12 protein-coding genes are annotated in these 14,395 nt (G+C 61.8%); 11 read left to right on the top strand and 1 reads right to left on the bottom strand.

Annotated features, from left to right (window positions below):
- The first annotated feature begins 1 nt into the window (after position 1).
- Positions 2-1,597, top strand: coding sequence for an ABC transporter permease (locus IF199_RS15890; protein ID WP_096821607.1), 1,596 nt, complete (start codon positions 2-4; stop codon positions 1,595-1,597).
- The gene (locus IF199_RS15895; RefSeq protein ID WP_192558057.1) at positions 1,594-2,652 is read left to right on the top strand and encodes an ABC transporter ATP-binding protein; all 1,059 of its coding nucleotides are present in this window, start codon (positions 1,594-1,596) and stop codon (positions 2,650-2,652) included. Before IF199_RS15890 ends, IF199_RS15895 begins: the two co-directional genes overlap by 4 nt.
- Positions 2,653-2,659: 7 nt before the next feature.
- Here IF199_RS15895 and IF199_RS15900 read toward each other — a convergent pair whose 3' ends face one another.
- The gene (locus IF199_RS15900; RefSeq protein ID WP_341807538.1) at positions 2,660-3,598 is read right to left on the bottom strand and encodes a site-specific integrase; all 939 of its coding nucleotides are present in this window, start codon (positions 3,596-3,598) and stop codon (positions 2,660-2,662) included.
- Positions 3,599-3,970: 372 nt separating this feature from the next.
- On the opposite strand from IF199_RS15900, the gene arnB reads away from it, so the two are divergent.
- Genes arnB through IF199_RS15945 form a run of 9 tightly spaced genes read left to right on the top strand, consistent with a single transcriptional unit; the run spans position 3,971 to position 14,381 of the window.
- Positions 3,971-5,119 carry a UDP-4-amino-4-deoxy-L-arabinose aminotransferase gene (arnB, locus tag IF199_RS15905; protein WP_192558058.1) on the top strand — a complete coding sequence of 383 codons (1,149 nt, stop codon included), beginning with the start codon at positions 3,971-3,973 and terminating at the stop codon, positions 5,117-5,119.
- Positions 5,116-6,141 (top strand): undecaprenyl-phosphate 4-deoxy-4-formamido-L-arabinose transferase, encoded by a 1,026-nt coding sequence (gene arnC, locus IF199_RS15910; RefSeq protein WP_096821458.1) that lies wholly within the window; start codon positions 5,116-5,118, stop codon positions 6,139-6,141. The genes arnB and arnC overlap by 4 nt, the downstream gene beginning before the upstream one ends.
- Complete coding sequence (gene arnA / locus IF199_RS15915) at positions 6,138-8,129, top strand: bifunctional UDP-4-amino-4-deoxy-L-arabinose formyltransferase/UDP-glucuronic acid oxidase ArnA (protein ID WP_096821459.1); 1,992 nt, start codon at positions 6,138-6,140, stop codon at positions 8,127-8,129. Before arnC ends, arnA begins: the two co-directional genes overlap by 4 nt.
- Positions 8,129-9,013 carry a 4-deoxy-4-formamido-L-arabinose-phosphoundecaprenol deformylase gene (arnD, locus tag IF199_RS15920; RefSeq protein WP_192558059.1) on the top strand — a complete coding sequence of 295 codons (885 nt, stop codon included), beginning with the start codon at positions 8,129-8,131 and terminating at the stop codon, positions 9,011-9,013. The genes arnA and arnD overlap by 1 nt, the downstream gene beginning before the upstream one ends.
- Positions 9,010-10,659: a lipid IV(A) 4-amino-4-deoxy-L-arabinosyltransferase gene (gene arnT, locus IF199_RS15925; RefSeq protein ID WP_096821461.1), complete on the top strand. Its 1,650-nt coding sequence runs from the start codon at positions 9,010-9,012 to the stop codon at positions 10,657-10,659. The genes arnD and arnT overlap by 4 nt, the downstream gene beginning before the upstream one ends.
- Positions 10,656-11,000, top strand: coding sequence for a 4-amino-4-deoxy-L-arabinose-phosphoundecaprenol flippase subunit ArnE (gene arnE, locus IF199_RS15930; RefSeq protein ID WP_065257283.1), 345 nt, complete (start codon positions 10,656-10,658; stop codon positions 10,998-11,000). The genes arnT and arnE overlap by 4 nt, the downstream gene beginning before the upstream one ends.
- Positions 10,997-11,410, top strand: coding sequence for a 4-amino-4-deoxy-L-arabinose-phosphoundecaprenol flippase subunit ArnF (gene arnF / locus IF199_RS15935; RefSeq protein ID WP_192558060.1), 414 nt, complete (start codon positions 10,997-10,999; stop codon positions 11,408-11,410). The genes arnE and arnF overlap by 4 nt, the downstream gene beginning before the upstream one ends.
- Positions 11,407-12,786 (top strand): UDP-glucose dehydrogenase family protein, encoded by a 1,380-nt coding sequence (locus IF199_RS15940; protein ID WP_096821463.1) that lies wholly within the window; start codon positions 11,407-11,409, stop codon positions 12,784-12,786. Before arnF ends, IF199_RS15940 begins: the two co-directional genes overlap by 4 nt.
- On the top strand, positions 12,783-14,381 hold the full coding sequence (locus IF199_RS15945) for an ArnT family glycosyltransferase (protein ID WP_192558061.1): 1,599 nt from the start codon (positions 12,783-12,785) through the stop codon (positions 14,379-14,381). Before IF199_RS15940 ends, IF199_RS15945 begins: the two co-directional genes overlap by 4 nt.
- The last annotated feature ends 14 nt before the right edge of the window (positions 14,382-14,395 follow it).

Below are 14,395 nucleotides of genomic sequence, written 5' to 3' on the forward strand. Positions count from 1 at the left end.
GATGCCTGAAACATTACCGGCGGGGATCGCTGCGGCGCCCCCCGCCAACCTTTCACGCAGGACCCGCGCCCTCAACGGTCGCGGGAGCCCTTGGGTGGTCGTGCTGGCGATCGGTGTGTCACTGCTGTCGTTACTGCCGATCGGTTTTGTCATCGGCGTGTCGTGGTACACCGGTTGGGCGACCATCGAAGCCTTGATCTTCCGCCCTCGAGTAGCCGAACTTCTGATCAACACCGTATTGCTGGTATTGATCACCCTGCCAATCTGCATTGTGCTGGGCACAACCCTCGCCTGGTTGACCGAACGCACCAATCTGCCGGGTCGGCGATTGTGGTCACTACTGGCGGTCGCGCCGCTGGCGGTGCCGGCGTTCGTGCACAGTTACGCGTGGGTCAGCCTGATTCCGTCGATCAATGGATTGCCGGCCGGCGTGCTGGTGTCGGTGATCGCCTATTTTCCGTTCCTTTATCTGCCGATCGCGGCGACATTACGTCGCCTCGACCCGGCGATTGAAGACGTTGCCGAATCCCTCGGCCTCAAGCCGTGGGCCGTGTTCTTCCGGGTGGTCTTGCCGCAATTGCGCCTGGCGATCTGTGGCGGCGCGCTGTTGGTGGGTCTGCACCTGCTGGCCGAGTACGGCCTGTACGCGATGATCCGCTTCGATACGTTCACCACCGCCATTTTCGATCAGTTCAAATCCACCTTTAACGGTCCGGCCGCCAATATGCTCGCCAGTGTCCTGGCGCTGTGCTGTCTGGCGATGCTGACCGTTGAATCCAGCGCCCGAGGCCAGGCCCGTTATGCCCGGGTCGGTTCCGGCAGCGCCCGCGAACAGCGGACCGTGCGCCTCAAACGTGGCACCGCCGCGCTGGGCCTGTGTCTGCAAGTCCTGACCTGCCTGCTGGCGCTCGGTGTCCCGATGCTGACGCTGGGCAAGTGGCTGATCGCGGGCGGCGCCGAGGTCTGGCAAGGCGAAGAGTTGTTGCCGGCGCTGCTTCAGACCCTGTCGTTCGGCGTGGCCGGGGCGTTGTTGACCAGCCTTGCCGCGATTCCGATTGCCTGGCTGTCGATCCGCGCGCCCGGCAAACTGCAGCGTCTGCTTGAAGGCTGTAACTACATCACCAGTTCTCTGCCGGGGATTGTCGTGGCACTGGCACTGGTCACCGTGACGATCCACTTCGCCCGGCCGATCTACCAGACCACCATCACCGTGCTGCTGGCGTACCTGCTGATGTTCCTGCCGCGAGCGCTGGTCAGCCTGCGTGCCGGTTTCGCCCAGGCGCCGGTGGAGCTGGAAAACATCGCGCAAAGCCTCGGTCGCTCGCCCTTGCGTGCCTTGTGGCTGATCACCCTGCGCCTGGCCGCGCCCGGTGCGGCAGCGGGTGCCGCGCTGGTGTTCCTGGCGATCACCAATGAATTGACCGCAACCCTGTTGCTCGCGCCCAATGGCACGCGCACCCTGGCCACCGGTTTCTGGGCCATGACCAGCGAAATCGACTACGCCGCCGCAGCGCCTTACGCGCTGCTGATGGTGGTGCTTTCGCTGCCGCTCACGGCCATCCTCTATCACCAATCCAGGCGCAGTGCCGGCCGATGAACGCTCTCGACATCATCAATCTCAGCAAATCCTTCGGCGCGCAAACGGCGCTGGACACCATCAACCTGTCCGTCCCGACGGGCAGCCGCACCGTGATCGTCGGCCCGTCAGGCTCCGGCAAGACCACGCTGCTGCGAATGATCGCCGGGTTCGAATTTCCCGATGCCGGCAGCCTGACGCTCAACGGCCAGACGCTGGTCGACAGCACCCACGCCGTGCCCGCCTACCAGCGGCAGATCGGCTATGTACCGCAGGATGGCGCGCTGTTTCCGCACATGACCGTGGCGGACAACATCGGTTTCGGGCTCAGCGAGACCGGCAGCGCCAGAACCGAGCGCATTCAGGCGCTGATGGACAGCGTGGCCCTGAACGCCAACATGGCCGCGCGCTGGCCTCATGAATTGTCCGGTGGTCAGCAGCAACGGGTGTCACTCGCCCGGGCACTGGCCCAGCAACCACGCCTGATGCTGTTGGATGAACCCTTTTCCGCCCTCGACACCGGCCTGCGCGGCGCCATGCGCAAAATGGTCGCCCGCCTGCTCGAAGAGGCCGGTGTGACCACGATTCTGGTCACCCACGACCAAAGCGAAGCGCTGTCGTTTGCCGACCAATTGGCCGTCATGCGTGACGGACGACTGGTGCAATCGGGGCATCCGATGGACCTCTACCGCTATCCGGACGACGAGCAGACCGCACGTTTTCTCGGCGAAGCGGTGGTCATGCCGGCGCGGATCGAGGCCGGCTGGGCTCATTGCGATCTGGGACGGATCGCGGTGAACAGCAACGGTTTCTCCGGCCCGGCGCAGATCATGCTGCGCCCGGAACAGCTTCAGCTGTCCGACCTTCCCGCCGACTCGGAGGGCTGCAATGCCGTCGTCACCGAACGCGACTTCGGCGGCAATACCTGCACCCTGACGGTCGAACTTTGCGCCACGACTAACGAAGAATCCGGCCGCTCGCTACTGGTTCGCAGCACGGGCATGCACGCGCCACCGGCCGGCAGCGCCGTGCAACTGTCGATACTTGGGGCCGCCCACGTCTTCGAAGCGTCCTGACGTTCAGCTACAGATCGAAACGATCCACGGCGCGGCGCCGCTCGTTGTCGTCGCGCACGTCGTAGTTGGCGGTCGTCTGGATATTGCTGTGGTGCGCCAGTTTCTGGGCAATCGACAAGTCGTGCTCCTCGATCACCCGGGTGATGAATGAACGGCGGAAATCGTGGGGCATGATCTTTACCCCGACCTGCGTGCCGCGCTGGCGGGCGATGTAATAGATCGCATGTTTGGTGATGCGCTCGCGGGTGATGTGGCTGCCACGGCGGATGCGGTTGAACAGAAACGCATCGTCGCTTTCACCTTCCTTGAGCTCGGAACGGCGAAATTCCAGCCAGGTATTGAGTTTGGCGAACGCCCAGGCCGGTGCGTACTTGATCAGTTGCTTGTTGCCCTTGGCGTTGACGCACAGACTGCGTTCAGTGAAATCCACCTGGTTCAAATCCAGGTCCACTGACTCGGATTTACGCATTCCGGTGCCGTACAACAGCGCAATCACGGCAGCGTCACGCAGCCCCTGCGGGCGCGGGTCGGCGGCGCAGACTTCCATCAGTTCGTGAATCAGCGTGCGCTTCAGATTGCGCCCCTGAGACAGTCGCGTGCCGGCGATGCCCTTGACCGAACGCATTTTCAAAAGATGATCCTGAGTGATCAGGCTCATGCGCCAGGCTTCGTTCATCACGCCGCGAATGGCATTTACATAAAGTGAAGAGGTGTTGGGGGCATAGTTGTCTGCACGCAATGCCGCGACTAACGCCACAACATCTTCGGGTTGTAAGGCGTGCCACGGAATGTCCTCGACATTCATGTCTTCAAAGCCGAGACGGTCGGCGGCGTCCTGCAAAACGTAACGCATGGTGAGTTGGCTGGAAGGTGCCAAACGCGCCAGATACAAGGACAAAGGGTTACTTCTGATGGATTCTGAAGGGGTAACGGATAAGCTGCTCAAACGAAAGGCCTTGAGTAAAAACAGTCCAGCACAACAACTAACAACTGCAATGAACTTGATGTAAAGAAGAGTCTTGTAGTAGGACTTTTCCGATAAAACCGCAGAAGTCTGAACAGCGGCTGTATGAATTCCAGATAAACGATTCACCGACCGGTTTTTCATATTCCTTTCACAAAATCGGGAATAACCTTAGGTGGATAGGTCCTCAGTCGGTACCGCCCAACCTGCCGGGCAACGCCTGAAAAGTCAACCAACCCCCGACGTCTTGCTGCTCCAGCAACTCGTTGATGCAAAACCCGTTTTTTGCGTCTACGCTGGGATTGGATCCGATGAACAGATGGATCTGTCCATTTTTATCGCAATGAGGTGTCCATGAGTCAGGCGTTTCTCCCCTTCTCCCGCCCGAGTATTGGCGATGAGGAAATTGCGGCCGTCGAACAGGTACTGCGTTCAGGCTGGATCACCACCGGGCCGAAAAACCAGGCACTTGAAGAACAGTTCGCGCAGTACGTGGGTTGCAAGCACGCCGTTGCACTGTCGTCTGCCACCGGCGGGATGCACATCACCCTGCTGGCCCTGGGCATTGGCCCTGGCGATGAAGTCATCACGCCTTCGCAGACCTGGGTCTCCACCGGCAACATGATTTCCCTGCTCGGTGCCACGCCGGTGTTCGTCGATGTCGACCGCGACACCCTGATGACCGACGCGGCCCGCATCGAAGCGGCCATCACGCCGCGCACCAAAGCCATCATTCCCGTGCATTACGCCGGCGCCGCGTTCGATCTCGATCCGCTGTATGCCCTGGCCGACAAGCACGGCATCGCAGTCATCGAAGACGCCGCCCACGCTGCCGGCACCCGCTACAAGGGCCGCCACGTCGGCTCCCACGGCACGGCGATCTTCTCGTTCCACGCGATCAAGAACATGACCTGCGCCGAAGGCGCGATGTTCGTCACCGACAATGAAGCCCTGGCCGCCCGTGTACGCATGCTCAAGTTCCACGGTCTGGGCGTCGATGCCTACGACCGCCTGACCGGTGGCCGCAAGCCGCAGGCCCAGGTCATGGAGCCCGGCTTCAAGTACAACCTGTCCGACATCAACGCCGCGATTGCCCTGGTGCAACTGCAGCGTCTGGACGCCATCAACGCCCGCCGTACTGAACTGGCCACCCAATACCTGCAAAAGCTCGAAGGTCTGCCGGTGCAACCGCTGGCCGTGCCGCAGTACGCCCAGCAGCACGCCTGGCACCTGTTCATCCTGCGCATCGACAGCGAGCGCTGCGGGATGGATCGCGAAGCCTTCATGAAAGGTTTGCAGGAGCAAGGCATCGGCACCGGTATCCATTTCATTGCCACCCACCTGCACACCTGGTACCGCCAGCGTGACCCTGATTTGTATCTGCCCAACACCGAATGGAACTCGGCGCGGCTGTGCTCGATTCCGCTGTTCCCCGACATGACCGACCAGGATCTGGATCGTGTTGTCGGTGCCATCGCCACCCTTATGGACAAACGCTCGTGAGACCTTACCCGATAAAATGCGTGTCGATCGTCATCCCGGTCTACAACGAAGAGGACAGTCTGCCTGAGCTGCTTCGGCGCACAGAGGCGGCCTGCGCCCAACTCAAACATGACTACGAAATCGTGCTGGTCGACGACGGCAGTCGCGATGAATCGGCCAACATGCTCGAGGAAGCCGCCGGGCGTGAAAACAGCCCGTTCGTAGCGGTCATCCTCAATCGCAACTACGGTCAGCACGCGGCGATCATGGCCGGTTTCGAACAGTGCAAGGGCGACGTGGTGATTACCCTTGACGCCGACCTGCAAAACCCGCCGGAAGAAATCCCGCGTCTGGTGGCCGAAGCCGAAAAAGGCTACGACGTGGTCGGCACCGTGCGCGGTAACCGTCAGGATTCAGCCCTGCGCCGCTATCCGTCGAAGCTGATCAACCTCGCCGTGCAACGCTCCACCGGCGTGGCCATGAGCGACTACGGCTGCATGCTGCGCGCCTATCGCCGCACCATCATCGACGCGATGCTCGCCTGCCGCGAACGCAGCACGTTCATTCCGATCCTGGCCAACAGTTTCGCCCGTCACACCACCGAAATCGTCGTGGCCCACGCCGAGCGCGAACACGGTGATTCGAAATACAGCCCGATGCGCCTGATCAACCTGATGTTCGATCTGGTGACCTGCATGACCACCACGCCGTTGCGTCTGTTGAGCATCGTCGGCTTCGCCATGGCCGGTCTGGGTGTGCTGTTCGCCGTTGCGCTGATCATCCTGCGCCTGGCGTTCGGCGCGGGCTGGGCCGGTGACGGCACTTTCGTACTGTTTGCGGTGCTGTTCGTGTTTACCGGTGGCCAGTTCATCGGTATGGGCCTGCTGGGTGAATACCTGGGGCGCATGTACAGCGACGTGCGAGCTCGCCCGCGTTTCTTCATTGAAAAGGTGTTGCGCAGTCAGCCGGCCTCCCCGGCACCTGCGGTCACCGTTGATGGTCTCTCTTCTACTTCCACTTCTTCCGATCAGGTTCTCTCATGAGTGCAAAAACCGTTGTCTTCGCTTACCACGATATTGGCTGCGCCGGCATTGAAGCCCTGTTGAACAGCGGCTACGACATTGCAGCAGTGTTCACTCACGCCGATGATCCGAAGGAAAACGCCTTCTACGCCTCGGTTGCGCAACTGTGCGCCAACAAGGGCATCCCGGTACACGCGCCGGAAGACGCCAACCACCCGCTGTGGATCGAGCGCATCGCCAAGCTCGACCCGGATTACATTTTCTCGTTCTACTACCGCAACCTGCTGAGCGAGCCGCTGCTGGCCCTCGCCAAAAAAGGTGCGTTCAACCTGCACGGCTCGCTGCTGCCACGCTACCGTGGTCGCGCACCGGCCAACTGGGTGCTGGTCAACGGCGAAACCGAAACCGGCGTTACCCTGCACCGCATGGTCAAACGCGCTGATGCCGGCGCCATCGTCGCCCAGCAACGCGTGGCCATCGAGCGCAGCGATACCGGTCTGAGCCTGCACGCCAAGCTGCGCACCGCTGCCAGCGACCTGCTGCGTGACACCTTGCCGAACATGCTGCAAGGCAAGATCACCGAAACCCCGCAAGACGAATCCAAGGCCACCGTGTTTGGTCGCCGTACCCCGGCTGACGGCAAGCTGGTCTGGGCAAAACCGGCCGAAGAGCTGTTCAACCTGGTTCGCGCCGTGACCCGTCCATACCCGGGCGCCTTCTGCGCCGTGGGCGAGCACAAGCTGATCGTCTGGAGCGCCGAAGTCGTCAAGGGCAACGACGGTCAGGCCCCTGGCCGCGTGATCAGCGTCGATCCGCTGCGCATTGCCTGCGGTGAAGACTCGCTGGTGATCAACGCCGGTCAGCGCAACGACAACGGCCTGTACCTGAGCGGCCCGCAACTGGCCAACGAGCTTGGTCTGGTAGACGGTTCGCTGCTGCGCGGCGCCGAGTCCGGTCGTGCACCACGCCGCACCCGCGTGCTGATCCTGGGCGTCAACGGCTTCATCGGCAACCACTTGTCCGAGCGCCTGCTGCGTGACGACCGCTACGAAGTCTATGGCCTGGACATCGGTTCCGACGCCATCTCCCGTCTGCGCGACCACCCGAACTTCCACTTCGTCGAAGGCGACATCAGCATTCACTCCGAGTGGATCGAGTACCACATCAAGAAGTGCGACGTGGTCCTGCCACTGGTGGCGATCGCCACGCCGATCGAATACACCCGCAACCCGCTGCGCGTGTTCGAACTGGACTTCGAAGAGAACCTGAAACTGGTTCGCTACTGCGTCAAGTACAACAAGCGCGTGATCTTCCCGTCGACCTCCGAAGTCTATGGCATGTGCCAGGACAAGAACTTCGACGAAGACAGCTCGAACCTGATCGTCGGCCCGATCAACAAGCAGCGCTGGATCTACTCGGTCTCCAAGCAACTGCTGGACCGCGTGATCTGGGCTTACGGCGCCAAAGGCCTGAACTTCACCCTGTTCCGTCCGTTCAACTGGATGGGCCCGCGCCTCGACCGTCTGGATTCGGCCCGTATCGGCAGCTCCCGCGCCATCACCCAGCTGATCCTGAACCTGGTGGAAGGCACGCCGATCCGCCTGTTCGACGGCGGCGAGCAAAAACGCTGCTTCACCGACATCGCTGACGGCGTTGAAGCGCTAGCCCGCATCATCGATAACGACAACGATGTCTGCAACGGTCAGATCATCAACATCGGCAACCCGGAAAACGAAGCCAGCATCCGTCAACTGGGCGAAGAACTGCTGCGTCAGTTCGAAGCTCACCCGCTGCGCTCCAACTTCCCTCCGTTTGCCGGTTTCCGCGACGTGGAAAGCAAGGCGTTCTACGGTGCCGGTTACCAGGACGTGGAACACCGCAAGCCAAGCATCGCCAACGCCAAGCGCCTGCTGAACTGGGAGCCGACCGTGGAAATGCGCGAGACCATCGGCAACACGCTCGACTTCTTCCTGCGTGAAGCCATGCTCGAAATCGCGGACAAGCGTTAATGCAGGCAGGTCTTCGTATCGATGTCGACACCTACCGAGGCACCCGTGAAGGGGTGCCCCGGCTGCTGGAAATCCTCGACGAAGCGCAGGTTAAGGCAACGTTTTTCTTCAGTGTCGGCCCGGACAACATGGGCCGACATCTGTGGCGCCTGATCCGCCCGCAATTCCTCTGGAAAATACTCCGTTCCAATGCCGCCGGCCTTTACGGCTGGGACATTCTGCTGGCCGGCACCGCCTGGCCCGGCAAGCCGATCGGTCGCGATCTCGGGCACCTGATGCGTCAGGCCCGGGACGCCGGTCATGAAGTCGGCCTGCACGCCTGGGATCACCATGGCTGGCAGGCCAATGCCGGCACCTGGAGCGACGCGCAACTGATCGAGCAGATCCGTCGCGGCGTCGACACCCTCAGCGACATCATCGGCGAGAAGATCCAGTGCTCGGCCGCCGCCGGCTGGCGTGCGGACGAACGCGTGATCGAAGCCAAGGAAACCTTCGGTTTTCGCTACAACAGCGACTGCCGCGGGCAACAGGTGTTTCGACCTCTGTTGGCCGATGGTTCGGTGGGTGCGCCGCAGATTCCGGTGGACATGCCAACCTTCGACGAAGTGGTCGGCCCGACCGTGGCGGCGAAGGACTTCAACACCTTCATCCTTGACCGGTTCCGCCCGGACAACCTCAACAACTACACCATTCATGCCGAAGTAGAAGGGATTCTGATGGCCGAAGAGTTTCGTCGATTGCTGGCCGATGCACGCCAGCGACACATCGAGTTCAAACCTTTGGGCGACCTGCTGCCCGAGTTTCTCAACACATTGCCTGTGGGCCGTGTGCAACGTGGCGCCCTCGAAGGCCGTGAAGGCTGGCTGGGAGTGCAAGGCGCATGAGCAAACGCTGGGCATTGCCGCTGCTGATCGGACTTTTTCTGCTGGCCTACCTGCTGCCGCTCGGCACGCATGGCTTGTGGATTCCCGATGAAACCCGTTACGCACAGATCAGCCAGGACATGCTGCTGAGCGGCAACTGGGTGTCCCCGCATTTCATGGGCCTGCGCTATTTCGAGAAACCGATTGCCGGTTACTGGATGATCGCGCTCGGCCAGGAACTGTTCGGGCAGAACCTGTTCGGTGTGCGTTTCGCCTCGGCCCTCAGCACCGGATTGAGTGTGCTGTTGTGCTTCCTGATCGCTCGCCGGTTGTGGAACGAGCCGCGCAAAAGCTTCATCTGCGCCCTCCTCTACATGAGCTTTACCGTCGTCGCCGGCCAGGCCGGTTATGCCAACCTCGATCCGCAGTTCACCTTCTGGGTCAACCTGAGCCTCGTGGCGCTGTGGTTTGCCGTCGACAGCCGCAGTACCGGGCAACGTCTGGCCAGTTGGGCGGTGTTGGGGCTGGCCTGTGGCATGGGGTTCATGACCAAGGGTTTTCTCGCTTGGCTGCTGCCGGTGCTGATCGCCCTGCCGTGGATGCTCTGGCAGAAGCGCTGGCGTGAACTGCTGATCTACGGTCCGGTGGCAATTGCCGTCGCGATCATCGTCAGCCTGCCATGGGTCCTCGCGGTTCATGCGCAGGAGCCGGACTACTGGCGGTTCTTCTTCTGGCACGAACACATCCGCCGCTTTGCCGGTGACGACGCTCAACACGATGCGCCGTGGTGGTTCTACCTGCCGTTGCTGGTCGCGTTCAGCCTGCCGTGGGTCGGCATGTTGCCGCCGGCCTTCAAGCAAGCCTGGCAGACCCGTGCTCAACCGGGCATTGCCTTCCTGCTGCTGTGGCTGGTGATGCCGCTGGCGTTTTTCAGCCTGGCCAACGGCAAGCTGCCGACCTACATCCTGCCGTGCCTGCTGCCGCTGGCTCTGTTGCTGGGCCATGCACTGGCCGACCGTCTGCGTCTGGAACAAGGTCGGGCACTGAGCGTCAATGGCCTGCTGAACCTGGTGCTGGGCGTCATCACGCTGATCGCACTGGTTTACCTGCAATTGAAAAAACCGGTGTACGACCACGAACTGCACAGCATGGTGTTGGTGTTCATTGCCCTGATCGGCTGGATCATCGCCAACCTGGCGCAGGCGTTTCTGCCGCTGCAATGCTGGGCGGCTCCGGCCCTCGGCAGCCTGCTGCTGATCGGTGTGCTGCCGGCCGCGTTGCCGAAGTCCGTGGTGGCCAACAAGACCCCGGACCAGTTCATCCTGCATCACCTCGACGAACTGTCCGGCACCACTCACCTGTTGAGTAACGATCTGGGGGCCGCCTCGGCACTGGCCTGGCGTCTGAAGCAACCCAAGGTGGCGTTGTACAACACCGTGGGCGAGCTGAAATATGGCCTGTCCTACCCTGAAGGCGCCGAACAACGGATCACCACCGATGAAGTCCAGCAGTGGGTGCGTGATGCCCGCCGCACCGGCTCGGTCGGCGTGGTCATGCGGGTCAAGGGCGACGACGAGCTCCACGAAGTCGACCTGCTGCCCAAGGACGGCACGCGTTATGAGCAGGGCAACCTGGTGATCATGGTCCTGCCCAAGGATCCGTCATGAGTTGGTTGCTGTTGCTGACCGCGTGTCTGCTGACGTGCCTGGGCCAGGTCGCGCAAAAGTATGCGGTGGAGAGCTGGCGCGGGGTCGACTCGTCCTGGGCCGACAAACTGCGTTCGCCGTGGCTGTGGCTGGCCCTGTTCGCACTGGGCTCGGGCCTGCTGGTCTGGCTGTTGGTGCTGCAACGCCTTGAAGTGGGCATCGCTTACCCGATGCTCAGCCTCAACTTTGTGCTGATTACGCTGATCGCGCGTTTCGTGTTTCGCGAACCGATCGATCGCCAGCACTGGATCGGTGTGGCACTGGTGATCGGCGGCGTGGCACTGCTGGGGCAACAGTCATGAACCAGGGACGCGGCATCGGCTTCGCCCTTGGCAGCGTGTTGCTGGTCAGCGGCGCCCAACTGGGCATGCGCTGGAGCATGACGCGCCTGCCGCAGCCTGAACAATGGTTGTCCGCGCTGACCACCGGCAACGTCGATCTGACGGCGCTGGCGGTGGTGTTCACGGCCATTCTCGCCTATGCGCTGTCGATGCTCTGCTGGCTCGCCGCCCTGCGCGACCTGCCGCTGGGCCGGGCCTATTCACTGCTGAGCATCAGCTACGCGCTGGTGTATCTGCTGGCGGCCAGTCTGCCGCTGTTCAACGAATCCTTCAGTTTTACCAAATCACTGGGCGTGGCACTGGTCATGCTCGGCGTCATCACTATCAACACTCGTCCGGCAAAAGCGCCCGATTTGAGGAGTGCTCCATGAAAATCACAGTATTTGGAAGCGGTTACGTCGGCCTGGTGCAAGCCGCGGTTCTGGCCGAGGTCGGCCATGATGTCGTGTGCATGGATATCGATCAGAAGAAGGTCGAACTGCTCAGCCAGGGTCACGTCAGCATTTTCGAACCGGGGCTGTCGAGCCTGGTGCGTGAAGGCCTGGACTCCAGCCGCCTGCACTTCACGTCCGATGAAAAGTTTGCCGTACAGCACGGTCGCGTAGCGTTCATTGCCGTCGGCACTCCGTCCAGCGAGGATGGCTCGGCCGATTTGAAATACGTCCTGTCGGTGGGCGATGCCGTCGCTCGTCATCGTGAGCAGCCGCTGATCCTGGTCGAGAAATCCACCGTACCGGTCGGCACCGGCGACACCTTGCGTGCGCATATTCAGGCCGCGCTGGACAAGGCCGGGCGTGCACTGCAGTTCGATATCGTCTCCAACCCGGAATTCCTCAAGGAAGGTTCGGCGGTCTCCGACTGCCGTCGTCCGGACCGCATCGTCATCGGCTGCGAAGGCGATGACGTGCGCGACGTGATGCGCGACCTGTACTCGCCGTTCAACCGCAACCATGACCGCATCATGTTCATGGACCTGCGCAGCGCCGAACTGACCAAATACGCCGCCAACTGCATGCTGGCGACCAAGATCAGCTTCATCAACCAGATCGCTGAACTGGCCGAACACCTGGGCGCGGACATCGAGTCGGTTCGCCAGGGCATCGGCGCCGACACGCGCATCGGTTACCACTTCATCTACCCGGGCTGCGGTTACGGTGGCTCGTGCTTCCCCAAAGACATGCGCGCGCTGATCCACAGTGCCGAACAGGCCCATTGCTCCAGCGACCTGCTGCAAGCGGTCGAAGCGATCAACGAGCGTCAGAAACACAAGCTGTTCGACCGCATCAATGCGTTCTACAAGGGTGATCTGCGCGGCAAGACCTTCGCCCTGTGGGGCCTGGCGTTCAAGCCGAACACCGACGACATGCGCGACGCGCCTAGCCGCGTGCTGCTCGATTCGCTGTTTGCCGCCGGCGCCAGCGTTCGCGCCTTCGACCCGGAAGCGATGCAGGAAACCCAGCATCTGTACCCGAACGAAGAAAAACTGATGCTGATGGGCACCCCGGAATCGGTACTGTCCGGTTCCGACGCGCTGATCATCTGCACCGAATGGCAGCAGTTCAAGGCCCCGGACTTCGACCTGATCCAGCAACGCCTCAAGGACCCGGTGATTTTCGACGGTCGTAACCTGTACGACGCCGATCGCCTGGCACGCAATGGCTTCAAGTACTTCCCGATCGGCCGTGGGGATTCGCGCAAATTGCCGATCCCGCTGCAACAATGGCCTAACACTGCGGACGTCGCTTGATCCCGTTGTCGCCTGCCATCCGCCAGCAGTCCCTGATCGCAGGGCTGCTGGCACTGTTGTTGTTTATCGCCGGGGTTTACGGACAGGCACCCATTGGCTTCGATTCACGTTTTGTACTGTTTGCCCAGGAGATGCTGAGACACGGGCCGACGGTATTCCCGACCACGTATGGCCAGCCGTACGCCGATTATTCGGCGGTTTCGACGCTGTTCATCTGGCTGTTGTCGCTGCCTTTCGGCGCAATCAATACGCTGACGGCGTGGCTGCCCAGCGCCATCGCCGGCGGGGTGATCGTGACGTTGATGTACCGCTTGCTGGCGGTGCATTCGCAACGCTGGGCGTTGATCAGCATTGCACTGCTGATGCTCACCAGCACCTTCGTTACGGAAGTCCGGGCGGTGTCGCAAGACCTGATGCTGGCTGCCGTGGCGCTGTCGGTGTTCTACCTGGGCTACGCTCACGACCATTTCGGCTCCGGCCGACGCTGGCCGTTGATCTTTGCCCTGTTGTTGCTGGGCTTCGGCATTCGCGGGCCGATCGGCCTTGTGGTGCCGACCGGCATGCTCTGCAGCTATTACCTGCTCAACCGCCAATGGGCACGGCTGTTCGTGTTCGGTGTACTGGCGTCGATCCTGCTCGCCGCCTGCGTCGGACTGTTGTTGTGGCTGGCCAAGCTCAGCGGTGGCGAGGCCTTTCTGCAAGACGTGATCCGCATGCAGTTCATGGGGCGCATGGATGGCAGTGAGGGCGTCAGCGGCTCGCTGTATTACTTCACCAGTTCGCTGGGCAACTACGCGCTGGCCTATCCACTGGCGCTGGTGGTCCTGGCGGCGGCATGGCTGAGCAAACCGCATCAGCGCGGGCCGGCGTTGCGGCTGGTGCAGTATTGCGCGGCGGCCGGGTTGATCGTGATGGTCGGCCTGTCGATTCCACAGGCGAAGAAGGCACGTTACCTGCTGCCGATGTTGCCGATGGCGGCGATCATCGCGGCGTACCCGTTTCAGGTGGCTCATGGTCGGGTGTTCGCGTGGTTGCGCGGGATCATTCAGGGGCTTTGGCTGCTGACGCCGGCGCTGCTGATGGTTGCGTTGCTGGTGGCGCAGCGCAGGTTTCCGGGCGTGCTGACCGGTGTCATGCCGGTGCTGATCGTGCTGGGCGTGCTGCAACTGCTGGCGTTGTCCCGACTGTGGAAATCGCGCTGGCGCGCTGAAGTGCTGGCCCTGAGCGCGGTGCTGGCGTTGTGGACGGTCTATGCGGCGGTGTTCGAGCCGGTAGAACGTGATCTCTACGACACCCGTGCCTTCAGTCGTGCTGCGTTCGCCCAGGTTCAACAGAACCCGGCGCCACTGGTGCTGCACGGCATGGGCAAGGACGCCAAGGCGATCAAGTTCATGGTCAACGTCGAACAGGACCTGCAACCGCAGTTCACCGAAACCGTTCAGCAACTGGAAGCGCTCAATGCCCCGGTCTGGCTGATCATGGACAGCAAGGACCTGCAATCGCTGCAAGGTACGCCGCTGGCCGGCCTGCAACCGGTATTGACCGGGCGTTTCGACAAGAACGATTACGTGCTGTTGTACCTGAAACCCTTGTAGACCTCGTTGAAGGC

Source organism: Pseudomonas allokribbensis, assembly GCF_014863605.1.
Lineage (GTDB): Bacteria > Pseudomonadota > Gammaproteobacteria > Pseudomonadales > Pseudomonadaceae > Aquipseudomonas > Aquipseudomonas allokribbensis.